The 19,311-nt window shown below is 65.3% G+C and carries 15 protein-coding genes; 13 read left to right on the forward strand and 2 right to left on the reverse strand.

Annotated elements, in window-relative coordinates:
- Nucleotides 1–5 precede the first annotated feature (5 nt).
- Nucleotides 6–1,307 carry a glutamate-1-semialdehyde 2,1-aminomutase gene (gene hemL / locus AAHM38_RS21040; protein ID WP_009238905.1) on the reverse strand — a complete coding sequence of 434 codons (1,302 nt, stop codon included), beginning with the start codon at nt 1,305–1,307 and terminating at the stop codon, nt 6–8.
- Between the two features lie 215 nt (nt 1,308–1,522).
- On the opposite strand from hemL, the gene AAHM38_RS21045 reads away from it, so the two are divergent.
- The 6 genes from AAHM38_RS21045 to AAHM38_RS21070 all read left to right on the forward strand — a co-directional run bounded on the left by AAHM38_RS21045 (nt 1,523) and on the right by AAHM38_RS21070 (nt 12,127).
- Nucleotides 1,523–1,705: a rubredoxin gene (locus AAHM38_RS21045; protein WP_003261842.1), complete on the forward strand. Its 183-nt coding sequence runs from the start codon at nt 1,523–1,525 to the stop codon at nt 1,703–1,705.
- Between the two features lie 292 nt (nt 1,706–1,997).
- Nucleotides 1,998–2,495 (forward strand): response regulator, encoded by a 498-nt coding sequence (locus AAHM38_RS21050; protein ID WP_009238904.1) that lies wholly within the window; start codon nt 1,998–2,000, stop codon nt 2,493–2,495.
- A 30-nt stretch (nt 2,496–2,525) separates the two neighbouring features.
- Nucleotides 2,526–2,894, forward strand: a complete 369-nt coding sequence (locus tag AAHM38_RS21055; protein ID WP_004629647.1) for a response regulator — start codon at nt 2,526–2,528, stop codon at nt 2,892–2,894.
- Nucleotides 2,895–2,970: 76 nt separating this feature from the next.
- Nucleotides 2,971–3,516, forward strand: a complete 546-nt coding sequence (locus tag AAHM38_RS21060; protein ID WP_065856963.1) for a chemotaxis protein CheW — start codon at nt 2,971–2,973, stop codon at nt 3,514–3,516.
- Nucleotides 3,517–3,779: 263 nt separating this feature from the next.
- Nucleotides 3,780–6,017 carry a methyl-accepting chemotaxis protein gene (locus AAHM38_RS21065; protein WP_009238902.1) on the forward strand — a complete coding sequence of 746 codons (2,238 nt, stop codon included), beginning with the start codon at nt 3,780–3,782 and terminating at the stop codon, nt 6,015–6,017.
- Between the two features lie 89 nt (nt 6,018–6,106).
- Nucleotides 6,107–12,127: a hybrid sensor histidine kinase/response regulator gene (locus AAHM38_RS21070; RefSeq protein ID WP_116577047.1), complete on the forward strand. Its 6,021-nt coding sequence runs from the start codon at nt 6,107–6,109 to the stop codon at nt 12,125–12,127.
- Between the two features lie 70 nt (nt 12,128–12,197).
- Here the strand turns inward: AAHM38_RS21070 and AAHM38_RS21075 are convergent, their stop codons facing one another.
- Nucleotides 12,198–13,754, reverse strand: a complete 1,557-nt coding sequence (locus AAHM38_RS21075; protein ID WP_116577048.1) for a cryptochrome/photolyase family protein — start codon at nt 13,752–13,754, stop codon at nt 12,198–12,200.
- Between the two features lie 79 nt (nt 13,755–13,833).
- On the opposite strand from AAHM38_RS21075, the gene AAHM38_RS21080 reads away from it, so the two are divergent.
- The 7 genes from AAHM38_RS21080 (at nt 13,834) to AAHM38_RS21110 (ending at nt 19,295) form a co-directional block, all read left to right on the forward strand.
- On the forward strand, nt 13,834–14,580 hold the full coding sequence (locus AAHM38_RS21080) for a pseudouridine synthase (RefSeq protein WP_116577049.1): 747 nt from the start codon (nt 13,834–13,836) through the stop codon (nt 14,578–14,580).
- A gap of 96 nt (nt 14,581–14,676) precedes the next feature.
- On the forward strand, nt 14,677–15,249 hold the full coding sequence (locus AAHM38_RS21085; protein ID WP_009238898.1) for a YqgE/AlgH family protein: 573 nt from the start codon (nt 14,677–14,679) through the stop codon (nt 15,247–15,249).
- A complete protein-coding gene (gene ruvX / locus AAHM38_RS21090) occupies nt 15,242–15,673 on the forward strand; it encodes a Holliday junction resolvase RuvX (RefSeq protein WP_116577050.1) in 432 nt (143 codons plus the stop codon). The genes AAHM38_RS21085 and ruvX overlap by 8 nt, the downstream gene beginning before the upstream one ends.
- Nucleotides 15,670–16,188 (forward strand): bifunctional pyr operon transcriptional regulator/uracil phosphoribosyltransferase PyrR, encoded by a 519-nt coding sequence (pyrR, locus tag AAHM38_RS21095; RefSeq protein WP_116577051.1) that lies wholly within the window; start codon nt 15,670–15,672, stop codon nt 16,186–16,188. Before ruvX ends, pyrR begins: the two co-directional genes overlap by 4 nt.
- Before the next feature lie 65 nt (nt 16,189–16,253).
- Nucleotides 16,254–17,225: an aspartate carbamoyltransferase catalytic subunit gene (locus tag AAHM38_RS21100; protein WP_009238895.1), complete on the forward strand. Its 972-nt coding sequence runs from the start codon at nt 16,254–16,256 to the stop codon at nt 17,223–17,225.
- Nucleotides 17,226–17,233: 8 nt separating this feature from the next.
- Nucleotides 17,234–18,511 carry a dihydroorotase gene (locus AAHM38_RS21105; RefSeq protein ID WP_012761332.1) on the forward strand — a complete coding sequence of 426 codons (1,278 nt, stop codon included), beginning with the start codon at nt 17,234–17,236 and terminating at the stop codon, nt 18,509–18,511.
- Entirely contained in the window at nt 18,498–19,295 is a 798-nt protein-coding gene (locus AAHM38_RS21110) for a lysophospholipid acyltransferase family protein (protein WP_012761333.1), read from the forward strand. The genes AAHM38_RS21105 and AAHM38_RS21110 overlap by 14 nt, the downstream gene beginning before the upstream one ends.
- Nucleotides 19,296–19,311 lie beyond the last annotated feature (16 nt).

The raw sequence follows: 19,311 nt of genomic DNA on the forward strand, positions 1-19,311 counted from the left end.
GAAACTCAAATACCCTTAAACGCCTTCCGGGCCGCCTCAAACGTCGCATCCAGAATCGCATCATCGTGCGTGGCGGACACAAAACCCGCCTCAAACGCGGACGGTGCCAGATAGACGCCCTGATCCAGCATCGCATGGAAGAACGCATTGAAGCGCCCAACATCGCTCTTGGTGACTTCGGCAAAGCTCGTCGGCACGCCTTCGCGGAAGTAGATGCCGAACATGCCGCCCACGCTGTCAGCGGCAAACGGCACGCCAGCCTCGCGCGCAATTTCGGCCAGCCCATCCACCAGTTTTCGTGTCTGGACAGCGAGCCTGTCATGGAAACCCTCCGCAGCAATCAGCCGCAGCGTGGTCAGGCCAGCCGCCACGGCCAGCGGATTTCCCGACAATGTGCCCGCCTGGTACACGTTGCCTAGCGGCGCCAGGAATCCCATGATGTCGCGGCGGCCACCAAACGCCGCGGCCGGCATGCCCCCGCCAATCACCTTGCCCAGGCACGTCAGGTCCGGCTTGATCCCGTACAGCGCCTGCGCGCAACCGAGCGCCACGCGGAAACCCGTCATCACCTCGTCAAAGATCAGCACGGCGCCGTGCTCGGTACACAGCGCGCGCATGGCCTGGTGGAATTCGTTGCTGCCTCGCACGAGGTTCATGTTGCCGGCCACCGGCTCGACGATCACGGCGGCGATTTCCTTGCCGTGGCGCGCGAACGCCTCGCGCAGCGCGGTGACGTCGTTGTATGGCAGCACCATCGTGTGCTTGACCACGTCTTCCGGCACGCCGGCGGAAGAGGGCGCGTTCTGCGTCGTATCGGCAAACGTCAGCAGGCCCGAACCGGCCTTGACCAGCAGGCTGTCGGCGTGACCGTGGTAGCAGCCCTCGAACTTGACGATCAGGTCACGCCCGGTAAAGCCGCGGGCCAGTCGCAGGGCGCTCATGGTCGCTTCGGTGCCCGACGACACGAGCCGCACCTGCTCGATCGACGGCACGAGCTTGCAGATTTCCTCGGCCATGACGACTTCGGCCTCGGTAGGCGCGCCGAACGAGAAGCTGTCGGCTGCCACGTCCTGCACGGCACGCACGACGTCCGGGTGCGCGTGTCCGACGATCATCGGGCCCCATGAGCCGACGTAGTCGATATAGCGCGTGCCGTCGGCGTCCCACAGGTACGGGCCGGCTGCCTTGGCAATGAAGCGCGGGGTGCCGCCCACCGAGCGGAAGGCGCGTACCGGCGAGTTCACTCCGCCGGGGATGGTCTTCTGGGCACGTTCAAACAGGGCGGCGCTGCGGGAGGGAGTCGACATGGAGGGTGTTCAGAGAGAGCGTGGCGCCGGGCTGAGCGGCGCTGCGGCACGGTTTAAAGGCGGTTCGAGGCGATTATGTGGTGGTTTGCCGCAGATCCGGGTTGGATGCGGTCAAACACCGTGTCTGCCCGGTGCCTGTTCTGGCGCAGCCGGGCGTGATTCGGTACCATCTGGCCTGCCATTTTAATAGACGGAACCCACCGAAGCTTTGCCCTATGGAACAACAGATTGAATACAAGACGTGGATGTGCCTGATTTGCGGCTGGATCTACGACGAAGAACAAGGCGCCCCGGACGACGGCATTGCGCCCGGCACGAAGTGGGAAGACGTGCCCATCAACTGGACGTGCCCCGAGTGCGGCGCGCGCAAGGAAGACTTCGAAATGGTGCAGATCTGATCCGGATCTGACCTGTCTCCCGTCAGCAAGTGAGTGTTTGCCCTCTTGCTGACAGCCAAGTATCAGGAAGTGACGGTTCGATGAATGGGCTCGTCGCTTCCATGCCACAAGCGCTCGGCGGACGGCCGGCGCCATTGACGGCGAATAGGTGACTTGTCACACTTCGTCAAATTCTGAGCTTCACACTTCATAAGCGGGCCGGGGGGCGTAGTTTTGAAGTCGTCGCCAGCGTGGGCCTTTTCCGTTTGGAGGGCACGCTGCGTGGCGATTTGCCGCGATCCATCCGGTCAGAATGTCGTGGCGACCCGTGGTCGCGCACTGCGAGAACATGATGCAATCCGCGCGGGTGGAACAACTGGCTGACTCTCAACCGCTGGCGAACTCTCCGCTGGCGCATTCCCTGACAGGCTGCAAAGTGCTGGTAATCGACGATTCCAGCACCATTCGCCGTACCGCGCAGATTTTTCTCACCCAGGCCGGGTGCCAGGTCGTGCTGGCCGAAGACGGCTTCGACGCACTGGCCAAGGTGGGTGACCTGAAGCCCGATCTCGTGTTCTGCGACATCCTGATGCCCAATCTAGACGGCTACCAGACCTGCTCGCTGATCAAGAAAAGCCCAAAGTTTCATGCCACGCCTGTGATCATGCTGTCTTCGCGCGACGGAATTTTTGACCGTGCGCGGGGCAAGTCGGTCGGGGCGGTGGACCATCTCGCCAAGCCGTTCTCGAAGGAAGCGCTGCTGGAGGCGGTCCAGACGCATTTGCCGGTGGCGCAAGCCGCTGCGCAGTGACGGCATCTCTCTTAATGAAGGACTGTTTGTATGGCAATCAAGAAAGTGTTGGTGGTCGATGATTCTCCGACCGAAGCGCTGCACCTGTCGGAGATTCTCGGCAAGAACGGTTTCAAGGTGACGGTCGCTGCCGATAGCGAGCAGGCCATGACCAAGCTCGAAGCCGAAACCTTCGACCTGATCCTGATGGACGTGGTGATGCCGGGCCAGAACGGCTACCAGGCAACCCGAGCCATCAAGAAGGACGAACGCTTCCAGGGCATCCCCGTGATCATGTGCACGACCAAGGGCCTGGAGACCGACCGCGTGTGGGGCATGCGCCAGGGCGCATCGGACTACATCGTCAAGCCGGTGAAGGCCGAAGAGCTGCTCGAGAAGATCGCCAAGCTGGCGCAGTGATGCTGCGACAGTTCGTTTAGAAGCGCGACTTCGAGACCGCGCGCAGCAAAGACCCAGCACCCGACATGAGCCAGACGTGAACGAACAGCGCACCAACCTGACCTCCCGCCAGCGCCTGCACGAATACCAGGCGATGCTGGCCCGCCGCCTGCAGGAGGCGCGCGCCAAGTCGGCGACGGAAGGCTTTCTGGGCGTGCAGATCGGCGAGCACCACTGGCTGCTGTCGCTGACCGAAACCGGCGAGGTGCTGGACTACCAGCCGCCCGCACGCGTGCCGCTCACACAGCCGTGGTACCTCGGTCTCGTGAACGCGCGCGGCAATCTGCTCGGCGTGATCGATTTCGGCCTGTTCTGCGGTGAAGCGCCGACGGGCAGTGGCAGCGGCGCCAAGATCGTGGTGCTGTCCAAAGACCCCCAGCGTGCGTGCGCGATTGTCGTGCCGCGCGTGGCCGGCCTGCGCAGCCTGAGCGATCTGCAGCCTGCGGAAGCCACGGCGGAAGAGGGGCGCCCGTGGTTGGGACGCGCCTGGAGCGATGCGCAGGGCACGCAATGGCGCGAACTGGATGTGCGGCAGTTGCTGGCCGATCCGGCGTTCCTGCAGGTCGGTCGTAGCCGCACGTAAAGCGAGTGGGCAATCAGGCCGTAGAGCCGTAGAGCACACGAGAAAGAAAGATTGGGCACGCCGCAACGGGAGCGGCGTGTGCAGGGGCAAGAGGCGGTGCGAGGCGCGTGCAACAGGGCGCGCCAGGTGGCCAAGGTGTATTCACGGGCATCGCCGAAGGTGCGTACCACGCCAGATGGAACAAGGCGCGAACGCGGACGGGAAATCCATGCGGCTGATCTCGACAGAACGGGACGGCAGCATCGACAAGAAAAGAGGGTCCTATGGGGTTCAAGTGGTTCAACGCAGGTCGCCGTGCCGGTGAGGCAGGGGCGCCGGAGGTTGCAGCGGAGGGCGCGTCGGCGGCTTCCGTGCAGTTGGCGCAGTTGGACAATGCGTCCCATACGGATGACGACAATCCTGCTGGCACGCCCACACAACTGGGCCGCTCGCCCATGGATGCCGTGGTCGGCTGGATGGAGCGCGTGCCGTTTGCCGCGCAGCAGCGCGTGTTCACGATCGGCCTGGTGGTCGGTCTGCTGGCCCTGCTGATCTCGGTGTACCTGGATAACCGCCAAGCCAACAACGGTTCGGTGCAGATTGAAATTGCCGGTGACACGCTGATGCACTCGCAGCGTCTGGCCAAGGCGGTGCCGGTTGCGCTGCTGGGTAACACCAACGCATTCGCCCAGCTCAAGGAGAGCCGCGCGCGTCTGCAGGAAAACCTCGATGCGCTGAAGAACGGCAACTCCGAGCGCGGTGTACGCGCCTCGGGTGGCGATGCCGAAGCGCTGCTCGACAAGTCGATCGAAGAGTGGAAGCGCAGCGACAAGAGCGCCCAGGCCATTCTGGCGCAGGAAAAGACGCTGGTGGCGGTGGGTAAGACGCTGAACGTGTTCAACGCGTCGAACCCCGAACTGCTGGAAGAAGCCGAGCAGATCTCGTCGATGAAGCTGCAGACCAACGCGCCGGCGCGTGAAGTGGCCGCCTCGTCGCAGCTGGTGATGTTGACGCAGCGTCTGGGTAAGAACATGAACGAGTTCCTGGCCGGCGAAGGCGTGAACCCGGAAACGGCGTTCCTGCTCGGTAAGGACACCAACACCTTCCGCGAAACCCTGAACGGCCTGCTCAACGGCTCGGAAGCGCTGCGCCTGTCGGCCGCCACCGATGCCGAGACGAAGGGCTATCTGCAAGAGCTGTCGACCCGCTTCGACAACGTGCAGAAGACCACGCAGATCATTCTGGAAAACCTGCCGGGCCTGATCGCCGCCAAGCGCGCCCAGCAGCAGATCTTCAACGACAACGAAAAGCTGCGTGCCGACCTGTCGGACCTGCAGTCGGCCTATGCCGGCAGCGTGCGTAGCCGTCCGGTGACGCTCGGTGCCGTGGTGCTGTCGGCCATCCTGACCGTGGTCTGCCTGGCCGGCCTCGCCGCCCTGTACCTGCGCGATTCGCGCGTGCGTACGATGGAAGCAGAAGCCCGTCAGCGCGAAGCTGAAGAGCGCCGGATGGTGGAAAAGCGCAACAACGATTCCACCCAGGCTGCAATTCTGCGTCTGATGAACGAGCTGCAGGACATTGCAGACGGTGACTTGACCAAGCAGGCCACCGTGTCGGAAGACATTACCGGCGCCATCGCCGACTCGGTGAACTACACCGTGGAAGAACTGCGCGAGCTGGTCGGCCGGGTGCAGCAGACGGCCGAGCAGGTGACGCAGGCATCGTCGGCGGTGCAGACCACGTCGGAAAGCCTGGTGGCCGCATCCGAAGAACAATCGCGCCAGATCCGCCAGACCGGTCAGTCGGTGGTGGAGATGGCGGACCGCATCACGCAGGTCTCGCGCGGCGCAGCGGAATCGGCCAACGTCGCACGCGCCTCGCTGGCCGCTGCCGAGCAAGGTCAGCAGGCCGTGCAGAACGCCATCACGGGCATGAACGACATCCGTGATCAGATTCAGGAAACCTCGAAGCGGATCAAGCGTCTGGGCGAGTCGTCGCAGGAGATCGGTGAAATCGTTGAGCTGATCTCGGACATTACCGAGCAGACCAACGTGCTGGCACTGAACGCGGCCATCCAGGCCGCATCGGCTGGTGAAGCGGGCCGCGGCTTCTCGGTGGTGGCAGAAGAAGTGCAGCGCCTGGCAGAACGCTCGGCCGAGGCAGCCAAGCAGATCGGGGCGCTGATCCGCACCATCCAGACCGACACGCAAGACGCGGTTCACGCCATGGAGCGCAGCACGGCGGGTGTGGTGGAAGGGGCGAAGCTGTCCGATAACGCCGGTGCCGCACTGGTGGAGATCGGCCGCGTGTCGCGCCAGCTTGCCGAACTGATTGAGAGCATTTCGCAGACGACGTCGCACGAAGCGACGCTGGCTTCGGACGTTGCGCAGAACATCGAACAGATCCTGCATATCACGGAGCAGACCTCCACGGGTACGCGCCAGACCGCACAGTCGGTGCGCCAGCTGACGCAGCTTGCTGAAGAACTGCGTGACTCCGTGGCGCGGTTCCGCATCGCCTGATCTCGTCACCACTGGATTTCGGGCGGGAACGCCGAAGGGGCCACCCCGGGGCAATCGCGGCAACCGCCACCTGCTTTTTGGAAGCACACATGCGTCATCAATCTGCCGCCGAGCCCGCCCAGTCCCATCCTGCCTCGCTTGAGGCGACCGGGGCCCCCGCGGTTCGTCCGAAAGCCGCCGTGCCCGCACGTGATCTCTCCGCGCTGGCGTGGGTTGCGCCCAACATGCGCGCCGCGCTCGACGATGCCGTGCGCGAGTTCGGCGAATACGCAGCCGATGTCATCGCCGATCCGGAGGTCATCGGTGCGCGCGATACGACATCGCTGCGCCTCGCCGGCCAATATCTGCACCAGGCTGCCGGCGCGTTGCTGATTGTCGGTCTGCGCGGTGTCGATGTGTATTGCCAGGCCGCCAAGCGCTTGCTTGAGGCAGTGGATGCCGGCACCGTCGCCGCCGACGCCCAGACGCTGGATGTGTTCTCGCGCGCCGTGCAGGCGTTGCAGGAATACGTGGCCGACCTGATGGCCGGTATGGGCGAAGAGCCGCTGCGCCTGTTCCAGCCGTATCAAGCCGTGCTCACCCGCCTGGGCGAAGAGCGCATCCACCCGGCCGACCTGTGGGCCGATGAGTTGCGCCACCTGCCAGCGTTGCTGCTGCCCTCGCGCGACCTGCCGGGACTGGCGCGCCTGCGCCGCAAGTTCGAACTCGCGTTGCTGACCGCGCTGCGGGCGCCGGCCTCCAACGCCGACGGTGCGGTGGTGGATCCGTCTGCCGCCGCAGCAGCCTACGCGCCACTGGAAGACCTCCTGCATGGCATCCGCGCGCTTGAGCGTGAACCGCGCCGCGCCGGGGACGATCTGCACCGCGATCTGTGGCTCGTGCTGGCCCTGACCTTTGGCGCCCTGCGTGCTGGCCTGGTGCCGGCCGACATGACCGCCAAGCGCCTCGCCGCACGCGTCAACCTGCTGCTGCGCCAGTACTCGCACAACAACGTCCATCTGCCGCAAGGCCTGCTGACCGACGCGCTGTATTTGCTGGCCGGCATGGCGTACAACAACGCGCCGGCAACGCCGGTGGGCGACGACACGCTCGGCCCGGACATCGTGGCCTGTGTTGAGGCCTTTGCGATTCCGCCTACGCACGCACCGGCTGGCGCACTGCACACGCGCCAGTATTACGCGCTGCTGCCGACGGACACCAGCGACACGCTGCAACGCGTCGGCCGCTCGCTCGAAACACTGAGCCAACAACCTGCGCCCGCTGCGGACGAACTCGACGCTGCACTGCAGACGCTGGCGCTGCATGCCGATGCGCTGGGGCAGCCGGCCCTGTCCGACCTGTCGAACCGTCTGACCGAAGCTGCCGGGCAGGACGTTGCGCCCACGCTGCAATTCCTCTCGCGCATGCTGGCCCGCCCGTGGGCGGTGCATGGCGAATCCGGCGACCTGCGCAGCGCGTGGTTTGCCGCCCGCTGCAGCGAACTGGCCGAACACGCCCGCGCGACGCAAGACGGTCACGCCGTGCCGGCTCCCGCATGGCTCTCGCTGCTGGCCGCAGAAGCTGCACAACGCCGCACGCGAGCCGAGCAGGTTCGCGCGCTGCAAACGCTGCTTGCCTCTGCCGAAACGCACCTCGACGCTTTCGAGCGCGAAGGCGCAGAAGGCGGCGGTCTGCAGGAAGCCGCCCGCCTGTTCGGCGAGATGCAGACAGCCTTTGCCGCGCTCGACGCCTATGAGGCTGTGCACGCCACCGAAGCTGCTCAATCGACCATCAACGCGCTGCAAGCCGCGGGCGAGGGCGCAACTGCCGATCGTGAACGCTATCTGGCTGCGCTGGCCGCCAACGTCAGCGGCCTGCAGGCCCTGCTGGATGCACTCTCCGCCGGCACAGAGTTGACCGGTGGCCAAGTCGACGAGATCGTCATCGAAGGCCGGTTGACGCCGAATGAGCGCGAAACCGCATGGCACGAGTTCGTCTTCGATACCGAATCCGGCATGCTGGCCCGCCGCGAGCCGCAGTCCGAAACGCAGTCCGGCGCAGACGCGGCCAACGCCGATGCGGCGTCGCCGCTGCAATCGTTGCTCGATCGCCTGCTGGCCAAGCAACCGGTCGACCCGACCGACCCGCTGGCTGCGGAGCTGCGCACTGCGCTGCAGGAAGCGCGCGATGCCGCCGCCATCGACGACGATCCGGCTCGCCGACGCCGCCTGGAAGAGGCGCTGGCCCAGTTCGATGCATGGCAGGTTGGCAGCCCCGGCGCGCTTGAACGGATGCAGGCCGCATTGGCTGCACCGGTTGCCGCGCCTGCCGCCGCCGCACCTGCGCCAACTGCCGCACGGGATACCCAATCCATTGATGCCGAGCTGCTCGACATCTTCCTGTCTGAAGCCGAAGAAGTGCTGGCCGGCGTGCGCGCCGATCTGCAGGGTCTGCAGGCCGCTGCCGACATGGGCACAGGCGGTCTGGCTGCCGGTTCGGACCTAGACTTGCTTACGCAGCTGCGCCGCGCGTTCCACACGCTCAAGGGCTCGGGCCGCATGGTCGGGCTCACGCGCTATGGCGAGGCGGCCTGGGCCATCGAGCAGGTGATGAATGTCTGGCTGGCCGAGAGCCGTGTGCCGACGCCTGACCTGGCCGCGCTCCTCACGCGCGCCGAGTCCGAGTTGTCGACGTGGGCCGCTGCCATCGCGCAATCGCCCCAAGCCGATCACGCCATCGAACCGCTGGTCGCCGCCGCAGAGCGGGTGCGCCATGGCGGCCCGTTCGTGTGGCTGGAGGCCGTGCCTGAAGCGCAAACGGCTTCCGAACACGTGGAGCCGCAAGCGGCCGAAGTGCCGGCTGGGGAGATCGCATCGCACGAGATCGACGCCGTGCAGCCGATGGAGCTGGCGGCGCCGGACGCCCCAGTTGCTGAAGCCGAAGAAGCCGTCGCGCTCATTTGGGACGATGAACCTGCGTTGCCCGAAGTCGAGGCGCCGATGTCCGAGGCCACCGCACCGGTGGTCGAGCATGAGGCAGTCGAGCCGGTTGCAGAGCACGTGGAAGAGGCCCATCAGGAAGCCGCCGCTGAACCGGTGGCCGCCGATGCCGACGCCAAGGTGATCCCATTCCCGTTCGCGCAGACCGGCGAGCCGGAAGAGGTACCGCACGACGATGGTGTAAAGGAGATTGGTCCGGTCCGCATCAGCGTGGCGCTGTACAACGTCTACCTGCAGGAAGCCGATGATCTGATCCGCCGCCTGGGTGTGGATTTCTCGGAGTGGCGCCACGAAGGCCGCACGCCGCCGAGCGAGCTGGCCCTGCGCGCCGCGCACACGCTGCAAGGCAGTTCCGCCGTGGTTGAGCTGGAGCCCGTGCGCCAGTTGGCTGGGGCGCTGGAGCAGGTGCTGCTGAACCTGAATAGCCGCCCGGTGGCGATGCATCCGGGCGACTTCCGCCTGCTCGATCAAGCCGTCGAGCGCATGCGCGGCATGCTGCATCAATTTGCCGCCAGCCTCTGGCCGGACACCGACGAGCCGCTGCGCCGCAGCCTGGACGAACTGTGCGAGCGGCTGCTCGTGCGTCCGCGCCTGCCGCTGGAGCCGGCGCCTGCCGCCTTTACCGAAGCCGAACAAGCCGAGAACGAAACCGCAGGTCTGGCCGGCGAGCCCGGCTTCGAACCGGCACAGGTGACGTCGACGTTCGTGCCCGCGCACGAGTCGCCGGTGGCCGAGCCCGCTGTGGGTGAGCTGGTCCGCCAGGCGCCGACCGACGCGCTCGACCCGGCGCTGCTCGAGATCTTCCTGGAGGAAGCGCACGTTGCGCTGCCCGAGTTGGGCCAGCACCTGCGTGCATGGGAAGCCGCGCCGCAGGACCGCAATGCCGCTGGCCTGCTGCTGCGCAATCTGCACACCGTCAAGGGCAGTGCGCGCATGGCCGGTGCCATGACGCTGGGTCAGGCCGCGCACGAAATGGAAAGCGCCATTGAAGGCGGCCTGCGCCAGAACCGCGTGGACGACGCGCTGTTCCGCAAGCTCTACGTCTGGTTCGACCGCATTCAGGCGCACGTCGATGCGCTGGGCGCGGGCAACCTGCTGCCGCTCGATGCCGGCCTTGCCGATGCCGACGTTGCGCAGGCATCGTCCGAAACGCAGACGCCGTCCGATACGTCGATGCTGCCGGCCATGGCCACCACCAGCGTCGATTTGGCCGGCACGCGAAGCCCCGAAGCCGAGGCGCTGGAAGTGGCCGAACGCCAGCGCGCGATGGTGCGGGTGCAGGCGCGTGCGCTCGATTCGCTGATCAACGATGCAGGCGAAGTCGGTGCGGCGCGTGCGCGCCTTGAGTCGGAAGTCGATGCGCTCAAGACCTATCTGTCGGAACTGAACGACAACGTGGCGCGTTTGCGCTCGCAGGTGCGCGAGATCGAAATCCAGGCCGAAACGCAGATGGAGTCGCGCATTGCCGATGCGGCTGCACATTCCGAGTCGTTCGACCCGCTGGAGTTCGACCGATTCACGCGCTTGCAGGAACTCACGCGGATGATGGCCGAGTCCGTCAACGACGTGGCGACGGTGCAGCAGAACTTGTTCCGCGGTTTCGATCAGGCATCGCTCGATCTGGAAACGCAGGCGCGCCTCACGCGCGGTCTGCAGCGCAGCCTGATGCGTGCGCGCATGGTGCAGTTCGATACCGTGGCCGACCGTCTGTATCGCGTGGCGCGCCAGGCAGCAGCGGAAACCGGCAAGGAAGTCCGGCTGTTCATCAAGGGCGGTACGGTAGAACTGGATCGCAGCGTGCTGGACCGCATGGGCGGCCCGCTGGAACACATGATTCGGAATGCGGTTGCGCACGGCATTGAATCGGCCGACGAGCGCCGCGCCAAGGGCAAGGCCCCCGCCGGTGAACTGACGCTGGAAGTGCAGCAGGAGGGTAACGAAGTCGTGCTGCACTTCGTCGACGACGGCGCGGGCCTGAACCTCGATCGCATCCGCGCGCGTGCGTTGGAGCGTCAACTGCTGGCGGCTGACGAAGAAGCCAGCGACGCGCGCCTCACCGAGATGATCTTCACGCCGGGCTTCTCCACGGCCGATCAGGTGTCGGAACTGGCCGGCCGCGGTGTCGGCATGGACGTGGTGCGCGCAGAAACCGTCGCCCTGGGCGGCCGGATCTCGCTGCAGACCACGCCGGAAGTCGGTACGCGCTTCACCATCCACCTGCCGCTGACGACTGCGATTACGCAGGTGCTGCTGGTGCGTGTGAGCGAGCGTGTGTACGCGATTCCGTCGGGCATGATCGACCACGTGCAGCAACTGCGCCCGCAGGCGCTGGCCGAGGCGTACAACGCCGCCGCGCTTCAACTGCCGACGGGCCCCGTGCCGTTCCACTACTTTGGCGCGCTGCTTGAAGAAGCGACGTCCGTCACGAGCGGGCGCAAGTACTCGCCGGCCGTGGTGGTGCGCAACGGTGCTGACCGCGCCGCCGTGCATGTCGATGAAGTGATCGGCAACCGCGAAGTCGTGGTCAAGCACATTGGCCCGCACCTTGCGCGTCTGGAAGGCATCGCCGGTGCAACGACGCTGGGCGACGGCGAGATCGTGCTGATCTACAACCCTGTGGTGCTCACGCAGCGCTTTGAGCGCGAAGCGGTTGCACGCAGCCTGTCAGACCCGGAAGCCACGGGCGCCGTAGCCGAGCTGCAGCGCGACGGCAGCACCGACGCCGTGCCGGGCCTCGCCACACAGCCGATCGTCATGGTGGTCGACGATTCGCTTACGGTGCGCAAGGTCACGCAGCGTCTGCTTACGCGCTCCGGCTACCAGGCCGTGCTCGCACGCGACGGTGTGGATGCGCTGCGTCAGTTGCAGGAGATCACGCCCGACGCAATGCTCGTCGACATCGAAATGCCGCACATGGATGGTTTCGACCTCACACGCAACGTGCGTGCGGACGAACGTATCGGCGCCACGCCAATCATCATGATCACCTCGCGTACGGCGGACAAACACCGCCGATACGCAGCGGAGATCGGCGTGAACGTCTACCTGGGCAAGCCGTACAACGAAGAGGAGTTGCTCCAGCATCTGCGCAACCTCATCGGCGAGCGCGCACCGGCGGCCAAGGCAGGCTGACGAGACGCTTCGCACAAACAACAACGGGCCGGTAACACACCGGCCCGTTGTTTTTGGCGGGTGGTGATCTTCAATCGTCGGCGCTGGCTTTGCTGAGTGCCGCAGCCTCAGCGCCCGATGTGCGATGTGCCTTGGTGACGGCATAGCGGTCGAGCGTCGCTGCGCGGGCGGCCGCGTGGTCGACGATGGGCAGCGGATACGTCTCGCCCAGTACCACGCTTGCTTCCTTCAACACATTGGCCGGCGCCGTCCATGGCGCATGGATGTACTTGTCGGGCAGCTTCGCCAGTTGCGGCAGGTACTTGCGGATGAAGCGGCCTTGCGGGTCGAACTTCTCCGATTGCGTGACGGGGTTGAAGATGCGGAACCACGGTTGCGCGTCGCACCCGCTGGACGCGGCCCACTGCCAGCCGCCGTTATTGGCGGAAAAGTCGAAATCGTTGAGCACGTCGGCAAAATACTGCTCGCCGCGCCGCCAGTCGATACCAAGATCCTTGATGAGAAAACTGGCGGCGACCATGCGCAGGCGGTTGTGCATGTAGCCGCTCTGGAAAATCTGCAGCATGGCCGCATCGACGAGCGGATAACCGGTGCGCGCGGCCTTCCACGCTTCAAAGCGCGCGTCGCCAGTGTCGCCGTCCACCCAGCGGATACGGTCGAATTCCGGATGGAACGCGGCGCCATCGGCAAGATCGGGGCGGTGGTGCAGGATCATGAAATAGAAATCCCGCCAGACCAGTTCCGACAACCACGTCGCCGCGCCCCGGCTGCCGCGCAGCATGGCGGCATGGGCACGCGCGGCCAGCGTGCGGATCGACACGGTGCCAAAGCGCAAATGCGTTGACAGATAGCTGGGCCCGCGCACGGCGGGAAAGTCGCGGCGCGCATGGTAGTCGTCCATGCGCTCTTCAAATTCGTCGAGCAAGGTTTGCCCGCCCGACATGCCGCTGGGCAGCGCGATTTCCGACAGATTGGTGCGGGCGAAGCCCATCGCTTCCAGCGCAGGCGTTGGGTGCGCAAGTGCCTCAGGCGGCTTCGCCAGCGCGCCGAAGTAGGGCTCTGTCGGATACGCACGCAAGTCGAACGGCGTCAGCGCGGCCAACCAGGCGTTCTTGTAAGGCGTGAAGACGCCGTACGGTTTGCCTTGCCCATTCAGGATCTCGTCGCGCTCGAAGATCACCTGATCCTTGAAGTCGAACCAGGCGCACGGCTGCTGCGCCAATGCTTTGCGCACCGCTTCGTCTCGGGCCTGCGCGGAAGGCTCTTCGTCGTGGTTGGCGAAAACCGCTTCAACGTTGAGCTGGCGCGCGATCTCCGGAATCGCGTGGCGTGGGTGGTCATGGACGACGATCAGGTCGCCGCCGGCCTCGCGCAATGCGCCGCGGAGTTCTTCGATGGACGCACGGATGAACTCGACGCGGCGGTCGGCCTTGAGCCCGCGCGCAAGCAGCGCGTCGAGGATGTCGCGATCGAACACGAACACGCAATAGACCTCGCGGCAGTGCCGCAAGGCATAATGCAGCGCCGCGTGGTCAACGTGCCGCAGATCGCGCCGTAACCACACCAGACCACGCTGGAAGTGCGCTCCGATGTTGTAAGGCTGGCGGCTTGGGGCGGTGGAGGGCATCGGATGGAATCGGTTGCTCTTTAGACTGGCGGAGCGTATCGCAAAATTCGCCCCTTTTTGTTTTGTTCACGTTGTTGTCATGGCTGATTCTTCCCGTCTTCCGCTGTATCGCATCCTCCAATCCCAGGGCTTCGGCACCCGCCGCTATTGCAAGGACCTCGTCCTCGCGGGGCTGGTCTTCATCAACGGCGTCGAGATGGAAAGCCCCGATGCGCTGGTCGATACCGCCGGCCTGGTCCTGGATGTCGACGGCGAACGCTGGGCATACCACGCCCGCGCCTATCTGATGCTCAACAAGCCGGCCGGCGTGGAGTGCTCGCAAAAGCCGAAACATCATCCGAGCGTGTACACGCTGCTGCCGGTGCCGCTGCGCGAGCGCGCCGTGCAGTGCGTCGGGCGGCTCGACCAGGACACCACGGGGTTGCTGCTGCTGACCGACGACGGCCAGTTCGTCCACACCATCACCAGCCCGCGCCACCTGGTGCCGAAGGTGTATGAGATCACCACCGCCGAGCCCGTGACCGATGCGCAGATCGCCCAGCTGTGCGCCGGCGTGCTGCTGGCTGACGAAAATGAAAACGTTGCCGCCGCCTGGGCCGAGCGCGTGGACGCGCACCACTTGCGCATGGCGCTCACGCAGGGCAAATACCACCAAGTGAAACGCATGGTGGCCGCCGCCGGTAACCATGTGGCTGGATTGCACCGCAGCGCCATTGGCGGGTTGTCGCTGGGGGATCTGGCGCCGGGCGAATGGCGCTGGCTGGAAGCCGCCGATCTGGAAGCGCTAAACACCACGCCACCCCATGCAACCGGGCCAAGTGCCTGAAGCGGCACAATGCGTAATCCCAAAAAACCTTGCGCTGAAGGCCGATTCCTCCAAATGAGAGGGGCAGCGGCCGGGGGCTTTTGGTAAACTCCCTCCATGGCCTCGCCTGACGCACTTATCAATCTCACGAATCAGTTCCTGATCGCTATGCCCGGCATGGCGGACTCCACGTTTTCGGGCACGGTCGTGTACATGTGCGAGCACAACGAGCGCGGTGCGCTTGGGCTCGTCATCAACCGCCCCATCGACATCGACTTGGCGACGCTGTTCGACAAGATCGACCTCAAGCTCGAAATCCATCCCCTGGCAGAACAATCCGTGTACTACGGCGGCCCGGTGCAGACCGAGCGCGGGTTTGTGCTGCACGACGCCACGGGCGCGTATTCGTCGTCGCTGGCGGTGCCGGGCGGGCTGGAAATGACCACCTCCAAGGATGTGCTGGAAGCCGTCGCCCAGGGCGGCGGCCCCCACCGTTTCATCCTGACCCTCGGGTATGCCGGCTGGAGTGCCGGTCAACTGGAAGACGAAATTAGCCGCAACGGCTGGCTGACCGTCCAGGCCGATCCCGAGATCATCTTCAACGTGCCTCCCGAAGCGCGGTTTGCCGCGGCGCTGAACCTGCTCGGCATCAACCCCGCCATGCTGTCAGGTGAGGCCGGGCATGCCTGAGCCGGCGCGTCCGGCCCCCGCTTCCATGCCCGCAGAAGGCACCTTGCTGGCATTCGATTACGGCGAAAAGCGCATTGGCGTGGCGCTCGGCAATTCCATCACGCGCTCGGCGCGGGCGCTGGAAACCATCCCGAACCGCTCGGTCGATTTCCGGTTCGCGCAGATCAACCGGCTGGTCGGCGAATGGCAGCCTGTGGGTTTTGTGGTCGGCATGCCGGTCCACCCCGACGGAGAGGAACAGCCGATGATCAAGCTCGCCAAGCGCTTCGGCAATCAATTGCACGGCCGCTATGGCCTGCCGGTCACCTGGGTGGATGAGCGTTATTCGTCCATCGCCGCGCAGGATGCCGGTGCCTCCGACGATGTGCTCGACGCAGAAGCCGCGCGCATCATCCTCCAACAGTTTTTCGACGAACACGCATGACATCGCAACAGATCGATGCCGAGGCGCTGTACCAGGGCCTCGTTGCACAACTGCGCACGCGGCTGGCCGACGGCCACACCTGGTCGGTGGCCGGCATTGTCAGCGGCGGCGCCTGGATCGCCAGGCGGCTGGCGCATGACCTTGGCCTGCCGGAATACGGCGTCGTCAATGTTGCGATGCACCGCGACGACTACGCCAAGAAAGGCCTGCACGCCAAGGCGCAACCCACCACGCTGCCGTTCGACGTGAACGAGCGCCGCATCCTGCTGGTGGACGACGTGCTGGCCAGCGGCCGCACCATCCGCGCGGCCATCAATGAACTGTTCGACTACGGCCGCCCGGCGGCGGTGGAGCTGGCCGTGCTGGTCGACCGCGGTGAACGCCAACTGCCCGTTGCGCCGGATTACATCGGAGAACGCATCACGCTGCCCGCCGATGAATCGCTCGTGCTGAGCGAAGCCGGCGAGGGCGCTGCCGCGCGCTTCACCTTCACGCGCGAGCCCAAGGGCACCTGACTTCAAGCGCGCACCGCACCGGCTTTGACCTGACCTGTACTGACCTCGTCGCCTTTCGTTTCTCCATGCCCAAGACTTTTGCCAACCCGCAGCTCACGAAAAACGGCGAGCTTAAGCACCTGCTGTCGATCGAGGGATTGTCGCGCGACATCCTCACGCACGTGCTGGACACCGCGCAGCAGTTCGTCTCCGTATCGGATTCCGACCGCGAGGTGAAGAAGGTGCCGCTGCTGCGCGGCAAGAGCGTGTTCAACCTGTTCTTCGAGAATTCCACGCGCACGCGCACCACGTTCGAGATCGCAGCCAAGCGGCTGTCGGCGGACGTGATCAATCTGAACATCAATGCGTCTTCCACGAGCAAGGGCGAGTCGCTGCTCGACACAATCAACAACCTGTCGGCGATGCAGGCGGACATGTTTGTCGTGCGGCATGCGAGTTCCGGGGCGCCGTACCTGATCGCCGAGCACGTCGCTCCGCACGTGCACGTGATCAATGCAGGCGACGGCCGTCATGCGCACCCCACGCAGGGGCTGCTCGACATGTTCACCATCCGCCACTACAAGAAGGATTTCTCCAACCTGACGGTGGCGATCGTCGGCGACATCCTGCACTCGCGCGTGGCGCGTTCCGACATCCACGCGCTGACGACGCTGGGTTGCGCCGAAGTGCGTGCCATCGGCCCGCGCACGCTGTTGCCGGGCGGACTGGAGCACATGGGCGTGCGGGTCTTCCACAACATGGAAGAGGGCCTGAAGGGCGTGGATGTGGTCATCATGCTGCGCCTGCAGAACGAGCGCATGAGCGGTGCGCTGTTGCCCTCCGCGCAGGAATACTTCAAGGCCTACGGCCTCACGCAGGACCGCCTGGCGCTGGCCAAGCCGGACGCCATCGTCATGCACCCCGGCCCGATGAACCGCGGCGTGGAGATCGACTCCGCCGTGGCCGACGGTGTGCAATCGGTGATCCTGAATCAGGTGACGTTCGGCATCGCGGTGCGCATGGCGGTCATGGGCATCGTGGCTGGCAACAACGACTAAGAAGAGCAATGAAACTGCATATCAAAGGCGGCCGCCTGATCGACCCGGCCAACGGTATCGACGCACAACAGGACTTGTACATCGCGGCAAGCAAGGTGGTCGGTGTCGGCCACGCGCCGGCAGATTTCCATGCCAACAAGACCATCGACGCGACGGGCCTGGTTGTTTGCCCGGGCCTGATTGACTTGTCCGCCCGCCTGCGCGAGCCGGGTTTCGAATACAAGGCCACGCTCGAATCGGAAATGGCCGCGGCCATGGCCGGCGGCGTGACCTCGCTGGTGTGCCCGCCGGACACCGATCCTGTGCTGGACGAACCCGGCCTGGTCGAGATGCTCAAGTTTCGCGCGCGCAACCTGAACCAGGCGCATGTGTATCCGCTCGGTGCGCTCACTGTCGGCTTGAAGGGCGCGGTGCTGACGGAGATGGCCGAATTGACAGAGTCTGGCTGCGTGGGCTTCTCGCAGACCGATGCGCCGATGGCCGACACGCAAGTGCTGATGCGTGCGCTGCAATACGCGCAGACCTTTGGCTTCACCGTCTGGCTGCGCCCCGAAGACCCGTATCTGGGCAAGGGCGGCGTGGCCGCAAGCGGCCCGCTGGCTTCACGCCTGGGCCTCTCGGGTGTGCCGGTAATCGCCGAGACGGTGCGCCTGCATACCATCTTCGAACTGATTCGCAGCACAGGCGCCCGCGTTCACCTGTGCCGTTTGTCGTCGGCCGCCGGCATCGAGCTTGTACGCCGCGCAAAAGCCGAAGGCCTGCCGGTCACGTGCGATGTGAATGTCCACCACATCTCTCTGACCGACGTCGACATCGGCTACTTCAATTCGCAGATGCGCTTCGTGCCGCCGCTGCGTTCCGGGCGCGACCGCGATGGCATTGTGCGTGCGCTGGCGGATGGCACGATCGACGCGATCTGCTCCGACCACACGCCCGTGGATGACGACGAGAAGCTGCTGCCGTTTGCCGAGGCCACGCCGGGTGCGACCGGCCTCGAAACCCTGCTGCCGCTCACGTTGCGCTGGGCCACCGAACACAAGGTCGAGCTTTCGAAGGCGCTGGCCCGCATCACCAGCGAGCCTGCTCGCGTGCTGGGCCTGCATGCGGGTTCGCTGGAAGTGGGTGCGATGGCCGATGTGTGTGTATTCGATCCGGACGCGACCTGGAAACTCGAGCCGCGCGCTCTGCGCAGCCAGGGCAAGAACTCGCCGTACCTTGGCTTTGAGCTGGCCGGCCGCGTGCGCGCCACAATGGTCGCCGGCCACCTTGCCTATGACGGGCATTGATCAGCGCGTGGCAAGCGCGCCCGCCGAGGCCAGCACGCCGCAGCGCAAGCATGTGCTGCGCAAGCTGCGGTTGCTCGTACATCTGGTCGAGGGCCTTGTCACGTGCGCGCTGCTGTTCTGGTGGATCAAGCCGCACACCAAACAGGCGCTGATTCAGCGGTGGTCGCGCAAGTTGCTCGCGCTCTTCCGCGTGTCGCTCGTGGTGCATGGCGAGCCCGTCGCGGGCAAGGAGCTGGCTGGCTCCATGCTGGTGTCCAACCATGTCTCGTGGATCGACATCTATGCGATCAACAGCTGGTACCCGCCGCGCTTCGTCGCCAAATCGGAGATTCGCAGCTGGCCGGTGATTGGCTGGCTGTGCGCGCAGACCGGCGTGCTGTTCGTCGAGCGCGCCCGCAAACGCGACGCGCATCGCATCATGCACGTCATTGCCGATGCAATGCGTTCTGGCGATGCCATTTGCGTGTTTCCTGAAGGGACGACGTCTGACGGGCTGCAGCTGCTGCCGTTCCACGCCAACCTTTTTCAGGCGCCGGTCAGCGCAGGCGCACCGATCCGCCCGCTGGCGCTGCGCTATCGCATTGCCGCGACGGGCGAGTTGACGACCATTCCCGCGTATATCGGCGATCTGTCGATGATGGATACGATCAACGCCATGCTGAACGGGCCGCCGTTGGTGGTGGAGGTGTTCGTAGGCCCCGCCGTGGCCCCCGAGATGGACCGCCGGGCGCTGGCTGCACATAGCCAGGAAGCCGTTGCCAACCTGATCGCTCGCGCGGGCTAGGTCAACCGGCTATTTC

The organism is Ralstonia sp. OTU4908, from assembly GCF_038440115.1.
Lineage (GTDB): Bacteria > Pseudomonadota > Gammaproteobacteria > Burkholderiales > Burkholderiaceae > Ralstonia > Ralstonia pickettii.